Origin of the sequence: Streptomyces sp. Q6 (genome assembly GCF_036967205.1) — a bacterium.
GTDB lineage: Bacteria > Actinomycetota > Actinomycetes > Streptomycetales > Streptomycetaceae > Streptomyces > Streptomyces citrinus.
The window spans coordinates 812954-836032 of sequence record NZ_CP146022.1 but is presented as its reverse complement, the minus strand read 5'-3'; the positions used below and the strand labels follow the sequence as shown (position 1 = coordinate 836032).

Annotated in this window: 23 protein-coding genes; 8 read left to right on the top strand and 15 right to left on the bottom strand. The window is 72.4% G+C overall.

Annotated elements, in window-relative coordinates; translation table 11 throughout:
- Positions 1-30 precede the first annotated feature (30 nt).
- Positions 31-1065, top strand: a complete 1035-nt coding sequence (locus tag V2W30_RS04070; RefSeq protein WP_338693728.1) for a lactonase family protein — start codon at positions 31-33, stop codon at positions 1063-1065.
- Between the two features lie 123 nt (positions 1066-1188).
- Here the strand turns inward: V2W30_RS04070 and V2W30_RS04065 are convergent, their stop codons facing one another.
- From V2W30_RS04065 to V2W30_RS04040, 6 genes are all read right to left on the bottom strand, one after another.
- Complete coding sequence (locus V2W30_RS04065; RefSeq protein ID WP_338693727.1) at positions 1189-2124, bottom strand: hypothetical protein; 936 nt, start codon at positions 2122-2124, stop codon at positions 1189-1191.
- 141 nt (positions 2125-2265) lie between these two features.
- Entirely contained in the window at positions 2266-3219 is a 954-nt protein-coding gene (locus tag V2W30_RS04060) for an N-acetylglucosamine kinase (protein WP_338693726.1), read from the bottom strand.
- On the bottom strand, positions 3216-3893 hold the full coding sequence (locus V2W30_RS04055; RefSeq protein WP_338693724.1) for a uracil-DNA glycosylase: 678 nt from the start codon (positions 3891-3893) through the stop codon (positions 3216-3218). Before V2W30_RS04055 ends, V2W30_RS04060 begins: the two co-directional genes overlap by 4 nt.
- Positions 3894-4088: 195 nt before the next feature.
- Positions 4089-5192: an exo-alpha-sialidase gene (locus V2W30_RS04050; RefSeq protein WP_338693722.1), complete on the bottom strand. Its 1104-nt coding sequence runs from the start codon at positions 5190-5192 to the stop codon at positions 4089-4091.
- Between the two features lie 242 nt (positions 5193-5434).
- Complete coding sequence (locus tag V2W30_RS04045) at positions 5435-6628, bottom strand: globin domain-containing protein (RefSeq protein ID WP_338693720.1); 1194 nt, start codon at positions 6626-6628, stop codon at positions 5435-5437.
- A gap of 123 nt (positions 6629-6751) precedes the next feature.
- Entirely contained in the window at positions 6752-7195 is a 444-nt protein-coding gene (locus V2W30_RS04040) for an Rrf2 family transcriptional regulator (RefSeq protein ID WP_338693718.1), read from the bottom strand.
- A gap of 198 nt (positions 7196-7393) precedes the next feature.
- Here V2W30_RS04040 and V2W30_RS04035 point away from each other — a divergent pair, with 198 nt between their 5' ends.
- Entirely contained in the window at positions 7394-8368 is a 975-nt protein-coding gene (locus V2W30_RS04035) for an arabinan endo-1,5-alpha-L-arabinosidase (protein WP_338693716.1), read from the top strand.
- A gap of 4 nt (positions 8369-8372) precedes the next feature.
- On the opposite strand, the gene V2W30_RS04030 is transcribed toward V2W30_RS04035, so the two are convergent.
- From V2W30_RS04030 to V2W30_RS04020, 3 genes are all read right to left on the bottom strand, one after another.
- A complete protein-coding gene (locus V2W30_RS04030; RefSeq protein ID WP_338693714.1) occupies positions 8373-9701 on the bottom strand; it encodes an amidohydrolase in 1329 nt (442 codons plus the stop codon).
- A gap of 174 nt (positions 9702-9875) precedes the next feature.
- Positions 9876-10373 (bottom strand): nucleoside deaminase, encoded by a 498-nt coding sequence (locus V2W30_RS04025; RefSeq protein WP_338693713.1) that lies wholly within the window; start codon positions 10371-10373, stop codon positions 9876-9878.
- A complete protein-coding gene (locus V2W30_RS04020) occupies positions 10370-11785 on the bottom strand; it encodes a purine-cytosine permease family protein (RefSeq protein ID WP_338693711.1) in 1416 nt (471 codons plus the stop codon). The genes V2W30_RS04025 and V2W30_RS04020 overlap by 4 nt, the downstream gene beginning before the upstream one ends.
- Before the next feature lie 317 nt (positions 11786-12102).
- On the opposite strand from V2W30_RS04020, the gene V2W30_RS04015 reads away from it, so the two are divergent.
- Both V2W30_RS04015 and V2W30_RS04010 read left to right on the top strand, forming a co-directional pair.
- A complete protein-coding gene (locus V2W30_RS04015; RefSeq protein ID WP_338693710.1) occupies positions 12103-12930 on the top strand; it encodes a PucR family transcriptional regulator ligand-binding domain-containing protein in 828 nt (275 codons plus the stop codon).
- Positions 12840-13670: a PucR family transcriptional regulator gene (locus tag V2W30_RS04010; RefSeq protein WP_338693709.1), complete on the top strand. Its 831-nt coding sequence runs from the start codon at positions 12840-12842 to the stop codon at positions 13668-13670. Before V2W30_RS04015 ends, V2W30_RS04010 begins: the two co-directional genes overlap by 91 nt.
- 517 nt (positions 13671-14187) lie before the next feature.
- Here the strand turns inward: V2W30_RS04010 and V2W30_RS04005 are convergent.
- The gene (locus V2W30_RS04005) at positions 14188-15270 is read right to left on the bottom strand and encodes an NADH:flavin oxidoreductase/NADH oxidase (RefSeq protein ID WP_338693708.1); all 1083 of its coding nucleotides are present in this window, start codon (positions 15268-15270) and stop codon (positions 14188-14190) included.
- Between the two features lie 178 nt (positions 15271-15448).
- On the opposite strand from V2W30_RS04005, the gene V2W30_RS04000 reads away from it, so the two are divergent.
- The gene (locus V2W30_RS04000; protein WP_338693707.1) at positions 15449-15811 is read left to right on the top strand and encodes a helix-turn-helix transcriptional regulator; all 363 of its coding nucleotides are present in this window, start codon (positions 15449-15451) and stop codon (positions 15809-15811) included.
- Here V2W30_RS04000 and V2W30_RS03995 read toward each other — a convergent pair.
- Positions 15734-17104, bottom strand: a complete 1371-nt coding sequence (locus V2W30_RS03995; protein WP_338693705.1) for a nucleobase:cation symporter-2 family protein — start codon at positions 17102-17104, stop codon at positions 15734-15736. The two genes, V2W30_RS04000 and V2W30_RS03995, sit on opposite strands and share 78 nt — an antisense overlap.
- 122 nt (positions 17105-17226) lie before the next feature.
- Positions 17227-18567 carry an NADP oxidoreductase gene (locus tag V2W30_RS03990; protein ID WP_338693703.1) on the bottom strand — a complete coding sequence of 447 codons (1341 nt, stop codon included), beginning with the start codon at positions 18565-18567 and terminating at the stop codon, positions 17227-17229.
- A 132-nt stretch (positions 18568-18699) separates the two neighbouring features.
- Between V2W30_RS03990 and V2W30_RS03985 the strand changes: the two genes are divergently transcribed.
- Entirely contained in the window at positions 18700-19311 is a 612-nt protein-coding gene (locus V2W30_RS03985) for a DUF6214 family protein (RefSeq protein ID WP_338693701.1), read from the top strand.
- A gap of 12 nt (positions 19312-19323) precedes the next feature.
- Here V2W30_RS03985 and V2W30_RS03980 read toward each other — a convergent pair whose 3' ends face one another.
- On the bottom strand, positions 19324-19992 hold the full coding sequence (locus V2W30_RS03980) for a DUF305 domain-containing protein (RefSeq protein ID WP_425244478.1): 669 nt from the start codon (positions 19990-19992) through the stop codon (positions 19324-19326).
- A 74-nt stretch (positions 19993-20066) separates the two neighbouring features.
- On the opposite strand from V2W30_RS03980, the gene V2W30_RS03975 reads away from it, so the two are divergent.
- Complete coding sequence (locus V2W30_RS03975) at positions 20067-21572, top strand: hypothetical protein (RefSeq protein ID WP_338693699.1); 1506 nt, start codon at positions 20067-20069, stop codon at positions 21570-21572.
- Here the strand turns inward: V2W30_RS03975 and V2W30_RS03970 are convergent.
- Entirely contained in the window at positions 21560-22270 is a 711-nt protein-coding gene (locus tag V2W30_RS03970; RefSeq protein WP_338693697.1) for a helix-turn-helix domain-containing protein, read from the bottom strand. The genes V2W30_RS03975 and V2W30_RS03970 overlap by 13 nt on opposite strands.
- 328 nt (positions 22271-22598) lie before the next feature.
- On the opposite strand from V2W30_RS03970, the gene V2W30_RS03965 reads away from it, so the two are divergent.
- A complete protein-coding gene (locus V2W30_RS03965) occupies positions 22599-22769 on the top strand; it encodes a hypothetical protein (protein WP_338693695.1) in 171 nt (56 codons plus the stop codon).
- 57 nt (positions 22770-22826) lie between these two features.
- On the opposite strand, the gene V2W30_RS03960 is transcribed toward V2W30_RS03965, so the two are convergent.
- Positions 22827-22982: a DUF6131 family protein gene (locus V2W30_RS03960; RefSeq protein ID WP_338693693.1), complete on the bottom strand. Its 156-nt coding sequence runs from the start codon at positions 22980-22982 to the stop codon at positions 22827-22829.
- Between the last annotated feature and the right edge of the window lie 97 nt (positions 22983-23079).

Genomic DNA, 23079 nt, shown 5'->3' with positions numbered 1-23079 from the left:
ATCGGGCCCGCGGGCCGAAAAGGGGTAGCAGTGAACGGCAGTCAGTCAGGGCGGGTCCACATCGGATCGTTCACGGCGGCGGGCGGCCGCGGCATCGTCACGGCGGACGCCGACCCCGGGAACGGCGCCCTCACGATCCTCGGCGCGACGGACGCGCTGCCCGACCCCTCGTACCTGGCGTTCGCGGGCGGCCTGCTCTACGCGGTCAGCGAGACGCCGGAAGGAGCGGTCGCCGCGTTCCGCACGGACACCGTGCCGCCGACCCTCGCCGCGCCGCCCACGCTGGTCGGCGGCGCGAGCCCCACGCACGTCTCGGTGTGGGGCGGACACGTCCTGACGGCCAACTACGGCTCCGGCAGCGTCACCGCGGTGCGGCTGCGCGCCGACGGCACCCCGGACGCGGCGGGCCGCGACGTGCTGCGGCACACCGGTTCGGGCCCGCACCCGCAGCGCCAGCAGGCTCCGCACGCCCACCAGGTCGTGCCGGACCCGAGCGGCCGCTGGGCCCTCAGCGTCGACCTCGGCACCGACTCGGTCCGCGTCTGCGCCCTCACGGACGGCCGCCTCACCCTGCACCGCGAGGCGCCGCTGCGCCCCGGCTCGGGCCCCCGCCACCTGGCCTTCCACCCGTCGGGCGAGTACGCGTACGTCCTCAACGAACTGGCCCCCACGCTGACGGTCTGCCGCTGGGACGCCACCGAGGGCACCCTCAAGCCGCTGACCGAGACCCCGGTGCTCGTCGGCACGCCGCGCGGCGACGCCTACCCCTCCGAGGTCGTCGTGGCCCCCGACGGCCGCCACCTGTGGACGGCGACCCGCGGCGAGGACGTCATCTCGGTCCTCTCTCTGGACCCGACGGGCGAGACCCCCACCTTGACGGCCACCGTCCCGTGCGGCGGCCACTGGCCCCGAGACCTGGCCCTCGACCCCTCGTCCCGCTTCCTCTACGCGGCGAACGAACGCTCCGGCGACGTCACCTGGTTCACCCTCGACCAGGACACCGGAATCCCCGCCCGAGCCGGTTCGATCCCGGCCCCAGGGGCATCCTGCGTCACGTTCGAGTAGCCATCCCGCCCTGCGGCCGAACAGCTCGCGGGGCGACGACCGAGACCGCGGGGCGAGCCGGCGACAGGAGCGGCAACGACGAGAGGCCCGAGGCGACAGCCCCGGGCCTCTCGTGCGCACCGTTCACCCGCCGGAGGCAACCGGTTGGGGCGTGATCCCCAGCGCCGCCGTGTACTTGCCGAGCGCCAGCTTCCCCATCGCCGGATACGCCCCCAACGGCTCGGCGGCGGCGCACCCCGCATCCTTGGCGGCAGCCTCCAGCACGCTCGGGTCCAGCTCGGGGCCGATCAGGTACGGCGCCAGCGCCAGCTGCTGCGAGCCGGAGCCCCGCAGCTGCTCGGCGACCGCCGTGACCGCGCCCTCCGCGTCGAGCGCGGCGGCCATCACCGGCACGGCGAGGCGCGCGGCGAGCAGCATGCCGGTGATCCCGGCGGCCTGCACCGCCTCCTCACCGCCGACGGTGACGAGGATGATGCCGTCCGCGGCCGTCGCCACGGTGAACAGCCGGGCACGGTCGGCGCGGGCCAGACCGGCCTCCGACAGCCGCACGTGCAGGCCCTCGGCGAGCAGCGGGTGCGGGCCGAGGACGTCGGTCAGCTCGGCGGCGACACGGCTGTCGGTGATGCCCTGCCGGATCTGCCGGATCTGCGCGTTGTCGGGCCCCGCGAGCAGCGGCACGACGACGGCGACCGGCCCCTCGGGCTCCTTGGCCTCGACACCGGCGGCGATCGCCTGCTCGTAGCGGGCGGTGCGCTCCTTCGCGGCGTGCGCGAGCACGGAGGCGAGGGAGGGGAATTCGGCGGACACCGGGAAGTCGGTGGCCTCTCCGTCCACGAAACCGACCCGCGCGTCGAGACCGGGCAGCTCGGAACGGGCGATGCTCACGACCTCGTCGGCGAGCATGCGCGTGGCGGCGCTGGGCGCACCGGGCACGGCGAGGACAAGGGACGGCGCGCCCTCAGGGGCAGCGACGGGTTCCGGGCGACGGTGGCGTCCGGGCTGACGGGGGCGCGGCATTCGTACGGGCAGGCCGGAACCAGGCCCAGTGGGGGAGCTCATGCGGCCGCATGCTACTGGCTCGACGGGCTCCCTTGTTCGGTCAGGGGCCAGCTGAGCGGTATCCGTCCTTGATTGTCCGTTCAGTTACGGATGGTCCAAGTGTCCTGGTCCGCAGGGGTGTGAGGGAGAGATGAGCACGCTCTACGGCACGTACAGGAGCCGCCCGTCGCACGGCAGGCGCAGCTCGTCCGCGGCGAGCGCGCCGGCGATCACCAGGGCCCCGTGGAGGGGGTCACCGGTGGCGCTCACCACCGTGGCGTAGGGGAGTTGCTCCGCGAGTTCCACGCGGAGCGGGTCGAGGAGCGGTTCGCCCATCTTGAACAGGCCGCCGGTGAGCGCGACTTCGCCGCCGTGCGGCGGACAGACGGCGGCGGCCGCCTCGGCGATGTGCCGGGCGGCGTCCCGCAGGATGCCGTCCGCGACCGGGTCGTCGGCGGCGCAGCGTGCCACGTCGGGCGCGAAGGAGGCGAGGGCGGCCGGGCGGTCGGTGCGCGGGTAGATGCGGCTCGGCAGCTCGCCCGCGGGGCCGAACCGTTCCTCGGCGGCGGTGAGCAGCGCCCTGCTGCCGCCGCGCCGTCCGTCGTGCGCGCGCATCGCCGCGTCGAGCCCGGCCCGGCCGATCCACGCGCCGCCGCCGCTGTCGCCGAGCAGGTGCCCCCAGCCGTCGGCCCGACGCCAGCCGTCCAGGCCCGTACCGAGGGCGATCATGCCGGTGCCCGCGGCGACGACCGCGCCGGGCCGCTGCCCGAGCGCGCCCGCGTACGCGGTGACGGCGTCCCCGGCCAACGCGAGCCGCTCGACGCCCAGTTCACGCCGGAACGCGTCCGGCAGCTCGGCCCGCAGGTCGTCGCCCAGCGTCGCCATCCCGGCGGCGCCCACGACCGCGGCGGACAGCGCGGACCCTTCGGACGCGGCCAGCAACTCCCGCGCCATCGGCAGGAGTTGTTCCAGGAGATGTCCGGCGTCGATCCCCGCCGCCGACGTCCGCACCGGTTCCCGCGAGACGGTCATGGTGGCGCGGGTGAGGTCGTCGGTGTCGGCGAGCGTGACCCGCAGGCCCGAGCCTCCCGAGTCCACCCCGAGGACGCGGCTCACGGCAGCCGCCAGTCGATGGGCTGCGCGCCTTGCCGTACGAGAAGGTCGTTGGCCCGGCTGAAGGGGCGCGAGCCGAAGAAGCCGCGGTCCGCCGACATGGGCGAGGGGTGCGGCGACTCGATCGCGGGGTGGTCGCCGAGCATGGGCCGCAGGTTGCGGGCGTCGCGTCCCCAGAGGATGGACACGAGCGGTCCGCCGCGCGCGGCCAGCGCGCGAATCGCCTGCTCGGTGATCGGCTCCCAGCCCTTGTCGCGGTGCTTGCCGGGGCTGCGCGGGGCCGTGGTGAGCGCCCTGTTGAGCAGCAGCACACCCTGCCGCGTCCACGGGGTGAGGTCGCCGTTGGACGGCGGCGGGAGCCCGAGGTCGGAGCCGAGCTCCCTGTAGATGTTGATCAGGCTGCCCGGCAGCGGGCGTACGTCGGGTGCCACCGAGAACGACAGGCCCACCGCGTGCCCCGGCGTGGGGTAGGGGTCCTGTCCGACGATGAGCACCCGCACGTCGTCGAAGGGCTGCTGGAACGCGCGCAGCACGTTCGCCCCCGACGGGAGGTAGGTGCGTCCCGCGGCGATCTCCGCGCGCAGGAAGTCCCCCATCGCGGCGATCTGCCCGGCCACGGGTTCCAGGGCCTTCGCCCAGCCCGCTTCGACGATTTCATGCAAAGGTCGTGGTGCCACGGCGTCACCCTACTGCCGTACACGCGCGGCACTTCAACCGGTGGCGGGTCGTCAGGGCGGCAGCCGGGGCCGTTGCTTCGCCGCGACGTCCCCGACCCACCCCGGAGCGACACGGAGAAGCGCGCCGACACCCAGGGGAGGCGGCCGGCCGGCACCGGCCGCTGATGCCGAGGAGTGTGCGGACCGCCGCCGCTGTCACCCCACCACGGCCGCGCGCACGCACAGCACGTCCGGCAGATGCGACGCCAACTGGCGCCAGGAGTCACCGTCGTCGGCCGACGCGTACACCTCGCCGTTGCGGTTCCCGAAGTAGACACCGGCCGGGTCCGCGTCGTCCGTGCACAGGGCGTCGCGCAGCACCGTGCCGTAGTGGTCGCCCTCCGGCAGGCCCTTCGTGAGGGGTTCCCAGCTCTTGCCCGCGTCCTGGGTACGGAAGACACGACAGCGGCGGTCGGCGGGGACCCGGTCCGCGTCCGCGTTGATCGGGAAGACGTACACCGTGTCGGCGCGGTGCGGGTGCGCCGCCGCCGCGAAGCCGAACGTCGACGGGAGGCCCTCGCCGATGTCGGTCCAGCGGGCGCCGCCGTCATCACTGCGGTACACACCCCAGTGGTTCTGGAGGTACAGCCGGTCGGGGTCGACCGCGTCCCGCGCCACCTTGTGCACGCACTGGCCGAACTCGGGGTCGGGGTCCGGCAGGAACACCGCCGACACCCCGGAGTTCGAGGGCGCCCAGCTCGCGCCGCCGTCCGACGAGCGGAACACGCCCGCCGTCGACACCGCCACCGTCAGCGCCCGGGGATCGCGGGCATCGGTCAGGATCGTGTGCAGGCCCTCCCCGCCGCCGCCCGGCACCCACTGGGACCGCGTCGGGTGCTCCCACAGCGGGCGGCACAGCTCGAACGTCTCGCCGCGGTCCGCCGAGCGGTAGAGCGCCGCCGGCTCCGTGCCCGCGTACACCACGTCCGGTTCGGCCGCGGCCGGGTGGAGCTGCCACACCCGCTCCAGCGAAGTCCCGGTGTCCTTGGGGAACTTGACGGCGGGGGAGGACGGCTCAGTCCAGGTGCGGCCGAGGTCGTCCGAGTGGAAGACGGACGGGCCCCAGTGCGCGCTGTCCCCGCCGACGAGGAGCCTCGGGGTGTCGCCGCGGGTGTCGATGGCGACCGCGTAGACCGCCTGCGCGTTGAAGTACGGACTCTCGTCGAAGTCGAACGTCCAGGCCCCCGAGGACGCGCCACCGCGCCTTCGGCCCAGGAACAGACCCTTGCGTGTGCCCACCGCCAGCAGCACATCAGCCATGCCGAACACCTCCGAAACATCGTTGTCTCTCCAGGTACCGGCCAGTCTGCACCCCACCACTGACAATGGCCGCCGCACCGGCATCACCCCAGGTCACACGGTCTGTCCCGGTGCAGGGTCCCCTCCGGGGGGCAACGCCGTGCGCCGCCCGTTCTCCCGACCGGGCGGCGCACAGGTGCACCGACGTCACCTGGGCCGGCGACCGTTCCCCGATCGCGCGGCCCGACGGCGGGCTCCGGCCGTCACGCGGCCGCCAGCCACAGGTCGGGGCCGAACACCTCGTAGTGGAGGTCGGCCGGGGCGACCCCCTTGGCGAGCAGCTGCTCGCGCACCGCGCGCATGAAGGGCAGCGGACCGCACAGGTAGGCCCGCGTGCCGGGCGCCACCGCGACGTCCGTGAGGTCGACGAGGCCGGAGCGGTGGCCGGCGCCCGCCTGCCGCTCGTACCAGAAGTGCGCTGCGCAGTCCGGGAGTTTGGCGGTGAGCCCCTCGTGGGCGATGCGCAGCGCGTGCGTCGCGGGGGAGCGGTCGGCGTGCACGACCGTGACCGGGCCCTCGTGCCGCGCCGCCACCAGGTCCTCCAGCATGGCCAGCATCGGCGTGCAGCCGATGCCCGCCGAAGCGAGCAGCAGCGGCGCGTCCCCGGCCTCCAGGACCAGATCGCCGTACGGGGCGGAGACGCGCACCCGGTCGCCCTCGCGCAGATGCGTGTGCAGATGGTGCGAGACCTCGCCGTCGGGCGTGCCCGCGGTGCCGGGGACCCGCTTCACCGCGATCGAACGGGTCGCCGCGGACGGCGCGCCGGTCAGGCTGTACTGGCGTATCTGCCGTGCGCCGTCGGCGAGTTCGACCTGGACGGACACGTACTGGCCCGCCTTGAACGCGGGCGCGGGCGCGCCGTCGGCCGGGCGGAGCAGGAAGGAGGCGACCTCGGCGGTCTCCTCGGTGCGGGCGGCGACCTCCCACTCGCGCCACACGTCGCCCTCGGCCACGCCCTGCCCGGCGTACAGCCGTGCCTCGATCGCGATGAGGGCGTTCGCCATCAGCCAGTACACCTCGTCCCATGCCTGCGCCACCTCCGGCGTGACCGCGTCGCCGAGCACCTCGGCGATCGCCGCGAAGAGGTGCTGGCGCACGACCGGGTACTGGTCGGCGCGGACACCGAGCGAGGCGTGCTTGTGCGCGATGCGGTTCAGCATCACGTCGGGCCGGTCGTCCGGGTGGTCCACCAGGTACCCGGCGAACGCCGCGATGGAGCCCGCGAGCGCCTGTCGCTGGGTGCCCGCCGCCTGGTTGCCACGGTTGAAGACGTCGCGGAGCAGCTCGGGGTGGGCGGCGAAGAGCTTCTCGTAGAACAGCCCGGTGATGTCCTCGATGGCGGCTCCGACGGCGGGGAGCGTGGCACGCACGACGGTGGCGGACTGGGCGGTGAGCATCAGCAGGACTCCTTCGAGGATGGACGCTGCGTCGAGATCGTCGTCGAGATCGTCGACGTAATATGCATCTGAGACTCATATTTAACGGTGCGGGTGGGGCGTGGTCGTTCCATGGTGGCGGGATCAGCCCGTCGGGGGCGAGGGCGAAAGGGTCACGAGAAGAGGGCCGGTCGGCGCCTTGACGAGATCGGTGAGGGTGAGCGGGTCGAGCGAGGCGAAGAACGCCTCCTGCGCCTCTCGCAGTGCTCCGCGCAGCCTGCACGCCGACCGCAGCGGGCACGGTGTCGTGCCGTCGCAGTCCACCACGTCCCCCGGGCCTTCGAGTTCCCGTACGAGCCCTCCGATGGAGGCCGCCCGCCCGGCCGCGGTGAGCGCGAGCCCGCCGCCCCGGCCGCGCCGTGCCTCGATCAGGCCCATGTGCTGCAACTTCGCGACCACCTTCGCGGTGTGGGTGTAGGGCACCTCCATGGCGCCCGCGACCTCGCGCGTGGTGGGCAGTTCACCCTCCTCGACCGCGAGGCGCATGAGGACCCGCAGAGCCAGGTCCGTGAATCGCGTCAGCCGCATGGGCGCACGCTATAAATAGTGACATCTGAAATGCAAATTAGGCGTGGTGTCGGTGGGGCGTGCTGAAGCCATTGACGCGGAAGCGCTTCGACTCTACGTTCCCGTCCGAAGTCGCGACCGCCGTTCGAAATCACGGACATGTCATCCCTTCTTCCGTTCCCGTGAGATCGCCCCGCGAGACCCTCGAAGGAGAACCGCGTGAGCCGCCGCACCCACCGCACCAGAACCGCCCTCCTGGCCCTGCCGGCCGCAGCCCTGCTGGCCCTGATCCCGTCGACCGCGTCCGCCTACCCGAACCCCGGCACGGTCACCGGCGCCACCGTCGTCCACGACCCCACCATGGTCCGCACCTCGGGCGGCCGCTACCTCCTCTACGCGACCGGCGGCGGCCTCGGTTACCGCACCTCCACCGACCGGACCGCCTTCAGCGCGGGCAGCGACGCCTTCACCACGAAGCCGTCGTGGTGGTCCTCGTACGCGACCGAGGCATGGGCGCCCGACATCTCCTACCACGGCGGCAAGTACCTGATGTACTACGCCGTCTCGACCTTCGGGTCCAACAAGTCCGCGATAGGCGTGGCCGGTTCGACGACCGGTCTGCCCGGGTCCTGGTCCGACTACGGAGTCGTCTACACGTCCACCACGTCCAGCGACTACAACGCCATCGACCCGAACCTCTTCGTCGACGACAACGGCACGTGGTGGCTGTCGTTCGGCAGTTGGTGGACCGGCCTCAAGATGATCCAGATCGACCCGTCGACCGGCAAGCAGCTCTCCTCGAACACCACCCGCTACTCGCTCGCCTCCCGCCCGACCGGCACCAAGGCCGTCGAGGCCCCGTACATCGTCAAGCGCAACGGCTACTACTACCTCTTCGCCTCGTACGACACGTGCTGCGCGGGCACCAGCTCCACGTACAAGGTCAAGGTCGGCCGCGCCACCAGCGTCACCGGGCCGTACTACGACAAGAGCGGCGTCGCCCTCATGAGCAACGGCGGCACCCCGGTCCTGGAGTCGCACGGCAGCGTCATCGGCCCCGGCGGGCAGTCGGTCATGAACGACACCGACGGCGACCTGATCGTCTACCACTACTACGACGGCGACGACAACGGGACTCCGAAGCTCGGGATCAACCTGCTGAACTGGAGCTCCGGATGGCCCGTCGCCTACTGACCCGCTACGCCAGGGCCGCCCGGCGCCGGAACAGTTCCTCCGCCGCGCTCTGCGCCTCCAGGCGTACCTTCTCCGTGTCCACGCTGAGCACCGTGCCGCCGTCGACGAGGAGTTCACCGTCGACCCACACGTGGGCGACGTCCGCCGAGGACGCGGAGAAGACCAGGTGCGCGACCGCGTTGAAGTCGTCGCCGTGCAGCAGCGGGGTGGTGTGCAGCTTGCGCAGGTCGACGGTGACGACGTCGGCCTTCTTGCCCGCCTCCAGGGAGCCGGTGTCGCCGTCGAGTCCGAGGGCCCGCGCGCCGTCGATGGTGGCCATGGTCAGGATGTCCCACGGGTCGCCCGTCGTCGGGTCGAGGGACGTCACCTTCTGCAACAGCGACGCGAACTTCATCTCCTCCAGCAGGTCCAGGTTGTTGTTCTCCTTCTCCCCGTCGCTGCCGAGCCCGACGGCGATGCCCTTGCGTCGCATCTCGGCGACCCGGGCCGGACCCGACGACAGCTTCATGTTCGAGCAGGGGCAGTGGGCGACGCTCGTCCCGGTCGCGGCGAGCAGGTCGATCTCCCGGTCGTCGAGCCAGACGCAGTGCGCCACCACGGTGCGCGGGCCGAGGATCCCGCGACGGTGGAACTCCTCGATGGGCCGGCGGCCGAACTGCCGTACCGACTCCTCGACTTCCCAGGTCGTCTCCGACGAGTGGGCGTGCAGGCCCGTGTCGAACTCGTCGGCGAGCGCGGCGGCCGCGCGGAAGGCGTCCTCGCTGCAGTAGAAGAGGTGCTCAAGACCCACCCAGGAGCGGACCCGGTCGTCGGCGTACGTGCGGTACTCGGTGAGCAGACGACGGTTCGTTTCGAGTGTCTCGAAGTAGTCGTAGCCGGGCAGGTCGGCGACGTACGGGACGAGGGTCGCGCGGATCCCGACCTGCTCGGCGGCGTGCGCCGACCCCTCCATGTGACGCCACATGTCCATCACGGACGTCGTGCCCGCGCGCAGCGACTCCGTGTAGCAGAGCAGCGAGGCCGCCTGGGCGATCTCGGGGGTGAGCGCCTTGTGGGCCGGGTCGACGTAGTCGCGCAGCCAGTCCCACAGCGACTTCGACTCGGCGGTGCCGCGCAGCAGCCCGGAGTGCAGATGGGTGTTGTGGAGACCGGGGATCACGGCGTGCCCGGTGGCGTCGACGACGCGGGCGTCGGTCCCGGCGAAGGCGTCCGGGTGGCCGATCGCCGTGATGCGGCCGTCCTCGATGAGTACCGAGCCGGGGTCGAGGACGGCGCGTGTGCCGTCGCAGGGGATGACGATGCCGTTGTGGATCAGGGTGCGGGTGCGGGACACGGGGGCAGCTCCTTCAGGTCGAGCAGTCGAAGCAGGTGAAGCAGGTGAAGCAGGTGAAGCGGGAAGCAGGTGAAGCGGTTCAAGCGGCACGAGAAGGCGCGGCAGAGGAGGCGGTTCACGCCCCTGCGGCGATCGAGCGGGCGGAGTCCAGGGCGCGGCCCCGGGGTGGGGACGTCAGTCCCAGAACCCCGCATGCACCCGCGCGGCCTCCGCGTGCAGACACGGCCCCACCACGTCGACCGCCCGCTGCCCCCGCGCCAGCACCTCGCGGCACGGCAGCGCCATCGTCGGGTTCTCCGGATTCGCCCCGGTCAGCGCGAGCAGCTCGTCCTCGCCGAGCGCGTACGCCACGCGCCCGATGCCGCTCCAGTACACGGCGCCGGTGCACATCGCGCACGGCTCCGTCGACGTGTAGAGGGTCGCGCGGGCGAGGTCCTCGGGGCCGTACGCGCGGGTCGCGAGGCGGACCAGGTTCGTCTCGGCGTGCCCGGTCGCGTCCCGCTCGGTGACGACCGTGTTGCCCGCCTCCAGCACCACCTCGCCGTCGAGGACGAGCAGCGCGCCGAACGGGTGGTTGCCACCGGCCCGTGCCGCGGCGGCCGCGGCGATCGCCGCGCGCAGGAAAGCCTCGTCCTCGGCCGTCGGGACGGCGGGGGCGGTCGTGGTCGTCATCGGGTACTCCTCAACTCGTCGGAGAACGTGTCCGGCGAGGTGCCGGACGACGTGTCGGAAACAGGGGGACGTCCGGGCGCGGCCGGGGCCGGGCGCCGCAGTGCCGTCGCGGCCGTGTACGCCGCACCCGCCACCGCGAAGCCGACGAAGAGACCGAACGGCCCGAGCGCGGGATGTGCCGCCGCCAGCGGCCCCGTATAGAGGGACTGGTTCATGAACGGGATCTCGACGGCCAGCGCCAGCGCCACGCACGGCAGACCGGCGCCGAACCGGTGGCCCGGGTCGTACGGGTCCGCGACGTTGCGCCGCCCCCGGCCCCAGTACGCGGCGATCATCACCGCGGCCCACGGCGCCAGCCAGTACCCCGTCATCAGCAGGAAGTCGTTGAGGTGCGTCGCGAAGTCGCCGTGCCCCGCGTACCAGGCGAGCGCCGTGCCGAGCGAGCCGACGACGAGCACCGACACCCAGCGCGGGATCGTGAACCCGGCGACGAGCGCCGCCATCGCCCCCGAGTACAGGTCGATGACCGTCGACGCGAGCGTGGACAGCAGCAGCGAGAGCAGCACGACCGTGCCGAGCGCGTGCGGCAGCAGCCCGCTCACCATGTGGCTCGGGTCGTCGAGCGCGCCCGCCGTGCCGAGCGCCGCGCCCAGCGCCCCGATCCACACCCCGGCGACCGCGCTGCCGCCGCCCGCCGCGAGGAACACCCGCCGCGGCCGGCTCGTGGCGGGCAGATAGCGGCTGTAGTCGGAGGCGTACGCGGACCAGCCGAGGACGCGGGCCGCGGTGACGGCGACGACCAGCAGGAAAGCCGCGGTCGAGCCGTCGGCCGGTGCGACCGGCGCGGCCGCCCGCGCCTCCCCGAACCCGTACACCGACATCACCGCGAAGACGACCACCAGGAGGACGGCGAGGCCCCGCTCCACGGTGTGGATGAGCCGGTAGCCGACCACGGCCACGCCCATCTGCGCCACCGCCATGACCGCGAGCGCGGGTCCGAAGCCCATGCCCGTCAGGTCGCGCAGGATGAAGATGCCGAGCAGCGAGTCGACGACGCACCAGCCGACACCGTTGACGACCGTGAACGCCGCCGACGGCAGATTGCCCAGCCGTCCGAACGGGCCGCGGGACTGCACGAGTTGCAGCACCCCGGTCAGCGGGCCGCGCGTGGAGAACAGACCGACGAGCGCCGAGCTGAGCAGCGTGCCGGTGATGATCGCGAGGACCGCGGGCAGCAGGTCGAGACCGAACACCGAGGTCGCGAGGGCGCCCACGCTGAGCGTCGCAAACTGCACGTTCGCGCCGAACCACAGCGTGAACAGGGACCAGGGCCGGCCGTGCCTGCGGTCGGCGGGCACCGGTTCGGCACCCAACCGCTCGACGGGGAAGGGGCGTTCGGGATCGGCGCGCATGACGGACTCCTCGGGCAGGGGTGACCGAACGGACAGGGCGACCGCACGGGCAGGGGTGACCGAACGGACGAGGCGGTGCGGGGCATGCGGCTCGGAGCGCACTCCCCGGCCGGGACGGCGGCCACGGGGGGTGCGTGGGGTCCAGTGAACCGGTGGCGGGCGCCCGGCGGGACTGCACATCTCTCCAGATGGGAGGGTGTCCGCGGCGAGGGGGCCCGTACTATTCTCCAAACCCCGTGCACACCGGCGTGCATGCCCGTAACACACGCCGCCCGCCGGGTCTCCGGAGCGCCGGGCGCAGTCGAGGAGGCCGACCGGTGCAGCTCACCGAACTGCTCGCGATGTCCCGGCTCGGGCTGACACCCGTCGTCCCGCCGCCCGCCGGCTCCCCGCCCATCCGCGGCGTCTACACCACGGACCTGCCCGATCCCGGCCGCTATCTCGACGGCGGCGAACTCGTCCTGACCAGCACCACCTGGTACCACGAGCCGCGTGACGCCGACGTGTTCGTCGCGGCGCTGTCCGGCGCGGGCGTCGCCGCGCTCGTCGCGGGCACGGCCGGGGTGGGCGTGCTGCCGGACGCGCTCGCCGAGGCCTGCGCCCGGCACGGACTCCCGCTGCTCGCCGTCGGCGACGAGGTGTCGTTCGCCGCCCTCACCGAGACGGTGCTCGCCGCGCTCGACGGCGGCCACCGGCGCATGCCGTCCGCGGGACTGCACCGCGGTCTGGTCGCCAGCGTCGCCTCGGGCGCCGGCCCCGAAGGGCTCGTCGACGTGTTCGCCCGCGCCACCGGCGTGTGGTGCGCCGTCCTGTCGGCGACCGGGCGGCTGCGCGCGGGCGGCGTCCCCGACGTGACGGAGCAGCAGCTCACCCGCGCCCACCGGGACGCGCTCGCCGCGGGCGGCTTCCCTCGGTACGCCCGCTCACCGGCGGCGGCGCGCTCAGCCTGTTCCCCGTGCAGTCGCCCGTCGCGCACCGCCCGCCCGCCGGATACCTCGCCGCGTCGGGCGACTTCCGCGACTGGGCGCCCGGCGTCGCCGACGCCGCGTGGGAGGTGTGCGCCCTGCTCGCGCTCGACCGGGCCGCCGTCCAGGAGCGCCGCCGCATCGAGGCCCGCTTCCTGCGCGAGGCCGTCGATCTGCTGACGGCGGGGAAGGAGGAGCCGGCCCAGGCCCGGCTCGACAGCCTCGGCCTCACCCCCGACACCGCGCGCCGCGCCCTGTACGTGAGCACGACCGGCAGCCCGTACGGACCCGGACTCGCCGCCCTCGTCCTGGAGGACGTCGCCGAGCGCGTCCCCGGCTGCTCGGTGCCGATCGGCCTGGACGACGGCGCGTACCTGATGCTCGTACCGGGACAGCGTCCGGACGACGACCTGGGCGCCGCCGACGCCGCGGAACGCCTCGCGCCGCTGCTCGCCGGAGGCCGGGCGGCACTCGCCACCGGCAGCCCCGCCGTCGGCGCGGCCGCTCTGCGCCGCTCGATCGAGGAGGCCCGGCACGCGCACCGCGTCGCCGCGCTCGGCACCGGCACGGTGCGCAGCGCGGGCAGCGCCGCACTCTCCTCGCACCAACTCCTGCTCGCCGCCGTGCCCGAGGACGTCCGCCGCCTGTACCGGGACCGGCTCATCGGCGTCGTCGAGCGGTACGACGCCGAGCACGGCAGTGATCTCGTGGCCACCCTCGCCGCGTTCCTCGACGCGTCGGGGTCGTGGCAGCGCTGCGCCGAGCAACTCCACGTCCACGTCAACACGTTGCGCTACCGGCTCCAGCGCGTGGAGCAGCTCACCGGGCACGGCCTCGGCACGCTCCGCGACCGCGTCGACTTCCTGCTGGCGCTCGGTATCGACGGCCCCGCACGACCCGCCGCCACCCGCCCGGCGTGAGGCATGCGCCTGCCGGGGCCACGTGGTCGGTCCGGGAGTACGGTCACCGTGGCCGCCGCGGACGTGGGCTCGCGGCGCTGTGGGACGGCCGCCGCCGCACGCGGCGGCGGCCGCCGGTCGCGCGAGGAGCGGATCTCCCCTCGTCAGCTCCTCGCGCGGGGTGTCCTCCGCCGGGAGGGATCGCGGGAGTTCCCTCCGCTCAGGGGAGGACGGCGGCTGGAGGCGCTTGCGTCGGCGACGCGACCCCAGCAGGTCCCTGCGCGGTTCGTCGGCCCCAGGTCGGGCGGACCCGGGCCGGGCGGGTACGGCGCCGGTGTCGACACGACGTCCGCTCCTCCGCCTCGGTCAGGATGGTAAGAGCAATCCACGGTTGATCGGAAGAGCCACTGACCTGGGATTTCCATAGATCTGGGAAGCGTGGCGCACCGGCGTCACCATGGCGGCGGGCGCGTCACGGGCGCGACCGCCGTCCGGGCCGGAGCCACGGCCGGCGGTCCCGCGCCGGGTCACCTCCGGGTCACACGGACCGGTGGTACTGCTCCGGCACATGCACGTCCGCGCCGAGCTCGCGCGCCGCGTGCCGGGCGAAGGACGGGTCGCGCAGCAGCTCGCGGCCGAGCAGGACCGCGTCCGCCTCACCGTTGGCGAGGATCTTCTCCGCCTGGTCGACCTCGGTGATCAGGCCGACGGCGGCGGCCGGGACCCCGGCCTCGTTGCGGACCCGGGCGGCGAAGGGCACCTGGTAGCCGGGGCCGACCGGAATGCGCACACCGGAGGCGTTGCCACCGGTCGACACGTCGATCAGGTCCACTCCGTGGGCCTTGAGCTCACCGGCGAAGCGGACGGTGTCGTCGGCGCTCCAGCCCTCCCCGTCCGCCAGCCAGTCGGTCGCGGAGATCCGGAAGAACAGCGGCAGTTCGTCGGGCCACACGGCGCGCACCGCGTCGACGACCTCCAGGGCGAACCGGGTGCGGTTCTCGTAGGAGCCGCCGTACTCGTCGGTGCGCCGGTTGGAGTGCGGGGAGAGGAACTGGCCGATCAGGTAGCCGTGGGCGCCGTGGATCTCGGCGACCTCGAACCCGGCGTCCAGCGAGCGCTGGGCGGCGTCGGCGAACTGCTGGACGACCTCCTTGATGCCGTCCACGGTCAGCTCGGTCGGCACCGCGTGCCGCTCGTCGAACGCGAGCGCGCTGGGCGCGACCGCCTGCCAGCCGTGCGCGTCGGCGCCGACCGGGCCGCCGCCCTTCCAGGGGCGGTCGGTGGAGGCCTTGCGGCCCGCGTGCCCGAGCTGGATGCCGGGCACCGTGCCCTGCGACTTCAGGAACGACGTGATCCGGCGGAACTCCTCCACCTGCGCGTCGTTCCAGATGCCGAGGTCGTAGGGGGAGATGCGCCCCTCGGGCGAGACACCCGTCGCCTCGACGATGATCAGGCCGGTGCCGCCGGCCGCGCGAGCTCCGTAGTGCTGGAAGTGCCAGTCCGTGGGCGCGCCCGTGAGCGGGCCCTCGGGGGCCGCGCTGTACTGGCACATCGGCGGCATCCAGACGCGGTTCGCAGCGGTCAGCGACCTGAGGGTGTAGGGCTCGAACAGCGCGCTCACGGCGGACTCCATTCGGTACGGTTCGACGTCGCACACGGCCCGGATCGGCCGGTGCGCTCCTTCGTACGATAGGCATCGTAGTACGGCACCTGTCAAACTACGATAGTTCTCGTACAATGAAGCCGGGGCGCAGGAACGCCGCACGGGCCGCACGTGGCCGTACACAAAGGGGAGCCTCATGTCGACCGCAGCACCGCACACCGCCGGAAGCCGCGCCCTGGAGCACCCGGCCCGCGAGGAGATCCGCCTCGAAGCGGTGCTGCACGCGCTGTCCGACCCGATGCGGCTCGCGGTCGTACGCGAGATCGCGGCGTCGCGAGCCGCCGAACTGTCCTGTTCGCAGATCGACCTGCCCGTCACCAAGTCCACCTCCACGCACCACTTCCGGGTGCTGCGTGAGAGCGGGGTGATCGAGCAGGTCTATCGCGGGACGGCGAAGATGAACGGGCTGCGCAGGGCCGACCTAGACGCGCTGTTCCCCGGCCTGCTCGACACCGTTCTCGACGCGGCTGCCCGGCAGGTCCAGCGGCTCGGGGGCTGAACTCTCCTTCTGTGGAAGGTGGTTGAAGAGCAGGTTCAGCGCGATCGCGGTGATGCAGCCCGCGCTGATCCCGCTGTCCATGATCGTCTGGAACCAGTGGGGGAACCGCGCGTAGATGTCCGGCACGCCGACCGGCAGGACGCCGAGCGCGACCGACACGGCGACGATCGTCAGGTTGTGGTTGCCCTGGAAGTCTACCTTGGCGAGGGTGCGCAGACCGCTCGCGGCGACCGTTCCGAACATCACCAGGCCCGCCCCGCCGAGCACCGGCGCCGGGATCGCGGCCACGACCGCGCCGAGCTTCGGCAGCAGGCCGAGCAGGACGAGGATGCCGCCCGCCGTCGCGACGACCCAGCGGGAGCGGACCCGCGTCATGCCGACCAGACCCACGTTCTGCGCGAACGCCGTGTACGGGAACGTGTTGAAGACCCCGCCGAGCAGTGTCGAGAAGCCGTCGGCGCGCAGTCCGTCGCCGAGCGCGCGCGGCGTCACCGGACGCTCGGTGATCTCGCCGACCGCGATGAAGTCGCCGGTGGTCTCGGTCATGGAGACCAGCGCCACGACCAGCATCGACACGATCGCGGCGCCGTGGAACTCGGGCGCCCCGAAGTGGAACGGCGTGCTGATCCCCACCCAGTCCGCGTCCCCGACGCCCCCGAAGTCCGTGAACCCGGCCGGTATCGCGACGAGCATGCCGACGACGATGCCGACGAGCACCGCGATCCGGCTCAGGAACGCGGGCGCGAACCGCTGCACCGCGAGCACCACGACCAGCACGAAGGCGGCGAGCCCGATGTTCTTCGGCTCACCGAAGTCCTTCGCGCCCGCGCCGCCCGCGACCCAGTTGCCCGCCACGGGCAGCAGGGAGACCCCGATGATGAGGATCACCGTGCCGGTCACCAGCGGCGGGAAGAACCGCAACAGCCGTCCGAAGACCGGCGCGAGCAGCATCATCGCGAGCCCCGCGACGATCACCGCCCCGTAGATCGCGGGCAGCCCGCCGCCCGTCGTGCCGATCAGCACCATCGGCGACACGGCGGCGAACGTACAGCCCTGCACGATCGGCAGCCGGATGCCGAACCGCCACACGCCCACGCACTGGATGAGCGTCGCGATGCCGCACACCAGCAGATCGGCGGTGATCAGATACGCGAGGTCGGCGGGCGACAGCTTCATCGCCCCGCCCACGATCAGCGGGACGGCGACCGCGCCCGCATACATCGCGAGGACGTGCTGCAACCCGAACGCGGCCAACTGGCGTGCGGGCGGGACCTGATCCACGGGGTGTGTCATACGTGCTCCAAGGCCTGGAAAGTCACGGGGACTGAGGGAGGCGGCAGCACGAGACCGTAATCCGCTTAAACGGTTTGTTGATTTCGCGTGTGTTGCCGGGACGTGTCGCCGTCGCCGACCGGCTACGACGCGCCCGCCGCGGCCAACAGCCCCGCCCAGTCGGGGATCTTGACCGACCCGCGCCCCAGCGACCGCCCCAGTTCCGCCTCGGCCCGCTCGATCGCCCGCCACCCGTCCCACGCCACGGGCCGCACCCCGGCGGCGACAAGTCCGGCCAGCGGATCCCGCGTCAACTCCTTGTGTACGAGCGCCGGGACGTCGTCGAGCAGGGAGGTCACCGTCTCCTTGGCGCAGGGCCGGTTGGTGCCGATGACGCCGGTCGGGCCGCGCTTGATCCACCCCGCGACGTACTCGCCGGGCGACGGGACCCCGGAGCGCAGCACCCGCCCCGCCGCATGCGGCACCGTCCCCGTCGCGGTGTCGAACGGCAGCCCCTCCAGCGGCACTCCGCGATACCCCACCGACCGGAGCACCAGCTGAGCCCCGATCTCCTGGTACGCCCGCGTGCCGATCACCCCGCCGTGCCCGTCGGGCCGCGTCCGCTCGAACCGCACCCCGGCCACCCGCCCCGCACCCTCCACGAGCTCCACAGGACGCAGGAAGAACCGCAGATGGATCCGGCGCTCCGCGTCCCGCTCCGGCTCGGCGGCCCAGGCGCGCATCACCTCCACGTTCCGCCGGGCGGCCGGGGGCAGCGCCGACGGATCGGTGTACGCGGGGTCCAGCATCAACTCGCTCTCGTCCACGACGACGCGCACCCCGGGAAGCGATCCGAGCTCGCGGAGCTCCTTGGTGGTGAAGCGGGCCTGCGACGGGCCGCGCCGCCCCACCATGTACACGTCCCGCACCTGACTGGCGGCGAGCGTCCCGAGCGCGGCCTGCGGGATGTCGGTGGGCGCGAGTTCGGCGGCGCCGCGGGCCAGCATCCGTGACACGTCCACCGCCACGTTCCCGACGCCGATGGTCACGGCCGTGCGCACGTCGCGTACGAAACCGTCGTCGCGGGCGTCCGGATGCGCGCTGTACCAGGCCACGAAGTCGGTCGCGGACCAGCTGCCGGGCAGGTCCTCGCCGGGCACCCCGAGCCGCCGGTCGGCCGCCGCGCCCACGCAGTAGACGACCGCGTGGTAGAGCTCGAGGAGCTTCGCCGGCGGCAGATCGGGGCCGATCGCGACACCACCCAGGAATCGCACCCGCTCGTCCTCCAGCACGGCGCGCAGGTTGTTCTGGAGCGACTTGATCTTCTCGTGGTCGGGCGCGACGCCGTAGCGCACCAGGCCGTACGGGCAGGGCAGCCGGTCGAGCACGTCGACCCGGACGTCCGGGACGCGGACCTGCTGCACGAGGCTCTGGGCGGTGTAGACCCCGCTCGGCCCCGAACCGATGACGGCGATGTGCGGCACGGGCGGCTCCTTCCGCTGGCGCGCGGCGCTGGTGACCGGCTGCTCTCAGCATGGCACCGCGCGGTGCGGCGGGGGAGTGGTCGTCTGCGCGCCATCAGCAACCAAATGTGATGACAGGGTTACCGTTCGTCCGTGCTGGAGAGTTCATTCTTTGACGTTTCTGATCATTTTCGACCGGAAAGCACCGTCTCTGCGGGGCCGCGGTGGGAGATCCACGGGCCCGACCCGACCACGCGCCGACCGGAGCCCGACCGGGACGCCGCACCGGGGGAGGACTGCCCGCCGCCGTGGTTCCACGTCCGGCTCGCCCTCGGCGACGGCGCCCACGCGGACGTGCTCGCCGTGGTGGCGGACGGCCGCGTCGCGATCGAGGACGTGCGCGTGCAGCCACCGCTCTCCGCCGACGAGTTCGCCGCCCTCGCCCGGTGGATCGAGGGCCCGCTGGAGGAGGCGTGCCGGGGCGCCGCCGAACAACAGGGCCTCCTCCAGGCCGACTTGGGACCCCGCGGTGGCCTCGTCACCGCCGCCGGGGAACCCGCGGGCCGTCGCGCCCGCCCCGCCTGGCCGCGCGGCACGGAGGGCCGCCGCGTCGCCGCCGAGGCCTACCGCGCCGCGCAGGAGGAGGGCCGTGACCCCGTCCTCGCGGTCATGTACGCGACCGGCCACAGCCGGCGCAGGTCGCTGCGGCTGATCTCGGGCGCGCGGGACGCGGGCTTCCTCGCGCCCCGGCACAACAGGCGCTGAGGCGCGCGATGCTCAGGACATGTCCCGCATCCGGCTGATCTCGGTGGTCTGCTGGGCGATCACGTCGTCGGCCATCTCCTCCACCTGCACGTCGTTCCCGTCGCTCTTGACCTCGGTCGCCATGGTCACGGCGCCCTGGTGATGGGTGATCATCAACTTCAGGAACAGGGCGTCGAAAGCCTTGCCATGGGCGGCCCGCAACTTCTTGAGCTGCGCCTCGGTCGCCATGCCCGGCATCGCCTCGTGCGCGGAGTGCCCCGACGCGGACTCCTTGCGGCCGTGGTTCTTCAGCCAGCCGCGCATGGTGTCGATCTCCGGCGCCTGCGCCGCCGAGATACGCTCGGCGAGCCGCTTCACCTGCGTCGACTCGGCCTGTTCCGGGGCGAGTTCGGTCATCACCAGCGCCTGCTCATGATGCTGGATCATCATCTGCGCGTACCGGACGTCCGCCGAGTTGGGCCCCTCGTCGCCGCCCCGCGCCTGCGCGTCCTTCGCCGACAGCGTCTCGGCCGCCTCCCCGGGCTTGCCCGGCGCGATGACCGAAGGCCCGCTCGACGCGGGCGAGTCGGCGCCGTCGGACCCGCCTGCGTCGCACCCGGTCAACCCCAGCGCCGCCGCCATGATCAGCGCGGGAACAGCAACTTTCGTGACGATCACGTTGCCATCTATTGATCTGTGCATGAGGAAGACGATACTCGGGGGATCCGTGAACCGTTCACGTATGTACGACGTCACCGTCAACCAGGGAGACAACAGTGACCCTGTTGCAGAACTCCGCCCGAACGCGTCGCAGACGCCTGGGAGTTGCCACCGCGGCGGCCGGACTGCTCGCCGCGCTGCTCGCCGCGGGCCCCGTGTCGGCGACGCCCGACCCGGGCGACAAGTCCACGGCGCCGAAGAGCGTCTCGCGGAGCGCCGAGGCCGAGGCGCGCGAGGCGATAGCCGCCGGTGAGATACCCGGCAAGGACGAGATCGTCCACTCGGACAACATCGAGCACCTCACCAACATCCCCAAGGACGTGCTCCCCGGCCTCAACACGGACCTCGCGTTCCAGGGGAAGTACGCCTTCGCCGGGAACTACGACGGCTTCCGCATCTACGACCTCAGCGACCCGAAGGCGCCGAAGACCGTCGCCCAGGTCCTGTGCCCCGGCTCCCAGAACGACATCTCCGTCTCCGGGAACCTGCTGTTCCTGTCCACGGACAGCTCCCGGAGTGACAACTCCTGTTCCTCCACCACCCAGCCGGCGACCGAGAAGTCGTCCTGGGAGGGCATGAAGGTCTTCGACATCAGCGACAAGGCGAACCCGAAGTACGTCGCCGCCGTCGAGACCGCCTGCGGCTCGCACACGCACACCCTGGTGCCGCAGAAGAAGAACGTCTACGTGTACGTCTCCTCGTACTCGCCGAGCGCGACGTTCCCCGACTGCCAGCCCCCGCACGACGGCATCTCCGTCATCAAGGTGCCGCGCAAGGCTCCGCAGAAGGCGGCGGTCGTCAACTTCCCCGTCCTGTTCCCCGGTGAGGGCCCGGACGGCGGCGGCAACCCGGGCGGACCCACCAACCCGGGCGTCTCCAAGACCACCGGCTGCCACGACATCACGGTCCTGCCCTCGAAGAACCTGGCGGCCGGAGCGTGCATGGGCGACGGCATCCTGTTCTCCATCGCGGACCCGGAGAACCCGAAGGTCATCGACCAGGTCCAGGACAACGTGAACTTCGCGTTCTGGCACTCGGCGACCTTCAACCAGAAGGCGAACAAGGTCGTCTTCACCGACGAGCTGGGCGGCGGCGGCGCGGCCACCTGCAACGCCACCATCGGCCCGAACCGTGGCGCCGACGGCATCTACGACATCGTCGGCAAGGGCGACAAGAGCAAGCTCGTCTTCAAGAGCTACTTCAAGATCCCGCGCCACCAGGCCGCCACCGAGAACTGCGTCGCGCACAACGGCTCGCTGATCCCGGTCAAGGGCAAGGACATCATGGTCCAGGCCTGGTACCAGGGCGGTATCTCCGTCTGGGACTTCACCGACTCCACCAGCCCCAAGGAGATCGGCTACTTCGAGCGCGGCCCGCTGACCACCGACGCCCTCACCGTGGGTGGCTCCTGGTCGGCGTACTACTACAACGGCTACATCTACTCGAACGACATCGCCAAGGGCTTCGACGTCCTGAAGCTCAGCGACCGGCGCACCGACCCGGCCAAGAAGATCCACCTGAACGAGCTCAACGTCCAGACCCAGCCGGACTACTTCGACTGATCGCCGTCGGCGGCCAGGGGCCGCAGCGGTTCGAAGTAGCGTGAGAAATCGGCCGCACGGCCGTGTTCGGGGTCCCCGCCGGGTGACGCGTCAGCAGCGCCGCCCGGCGGGAAACCCCGCTCCCACGCCAGGTCGTAGCGCTGGAACAGCTCGGCGCGCATGACCGTCGTCGGCATCGGGGCGCCCGGCACGAGCACCGCGAACACGGCGCCCATCAGCACGGCGCGCAGCAGCGGATAGTCCTTGTCGACGTCCAGCGTCCCGTGCCGTACGACGGTGTCGCGCAGCAGCGCCGCGAGCCGCTGCTGCTCGGGGCACTGCACGAACCCCTCGGCCTGGAGGATCCCCGCCATGTGCGTCCGCATCAGGACGGGCTGATCGCGGGCGAGCCCGAGGATCGCGTCGATGGCCCGCGCGAGCCGCTCGTCCCCGTCGCTCTCGGCCGGCCGCGGCTCCCGCTCCAGGGCCTCCTGCAACGTCCGGTTCATCAGCCGGTGCACCGCCGACTGCAACAACTGCCGCTTGCCGGGGAAGTAGTACGAGACCAGACCGCGTGCCGACCCCGCACGGTCCGCGATGTCACCGAGGGTCGTCGCGTCGTATCCCCGCTCCCCGACGAGCTCCAGCGTCGCCTGGAGAAGCCGCTCGCGCGAACGCCGTCGCAATTCCTCATTGACCGATGCGCTGCGGGGGGACATCCTTGACTCCTGCGTTGACTGGCTCGCAGCCAACTATACTCAGCGCGTCCAGGCCGCCCGCCCTCCAGGGCGCGGTGCGCAGGGGCGGAGCGGCCGTATCGGGCGACGCGGGGGATCGTCCGATACGGCCGCCCCATGAACCGGCCTCCGGACGGAGTCGGCGCCGCCCGGAGGCCGGGTTCACCAGCACGGAGAACACCGCGCGCATCCGCACCGCCGAGATCCTCGACCCGTACGAGGCATCCGGAGGCGAATGTTCACCGTGGGCACGGGCAGCATCCCCGACGAGCCCAGGTCAGCCCTCCCCGACCCGAGGACGGGAGACAGGATGAACACCTCTGTGAAGGCCCTCGTGGTCTCCACCACGTCGAGCCTGATCGCGGCCGTCGCCGTCACCACCGCGGGCATCGGCCCGGCATGGGCGTGGTGGACAGCATGGGCAATCCTCGCCGTCGGCACCGTGGCCGTCGTGGTCGCCGACCGCCGGCAGTCCACCTGACGGTCCGGAGCGGCGCCCCGCCACCGCACCATGAAGTGGTGGGGCGCTGACGATGTCCTACCAGTAGTGCTTGCGCCCGCCGACCGCGTGTCCGGCTGCTCCCAGGACCCAGAGCACGGCGCCGACGACCACCAGGACGATGCCGATGGTCCACAGCACCGAGATGCCGGTGATCAGTCCGATGACGAGAAGGATGAGACCGAGAATGAGCATGGCTCCTCCGATCTGGCTTTCTTCGAGTATGCGCCTCTTGGCCGCGCCCGGCTGATCAGAGAGCCGCCTCGCGGACCCGGCGGCTCCGGCGCCGCAT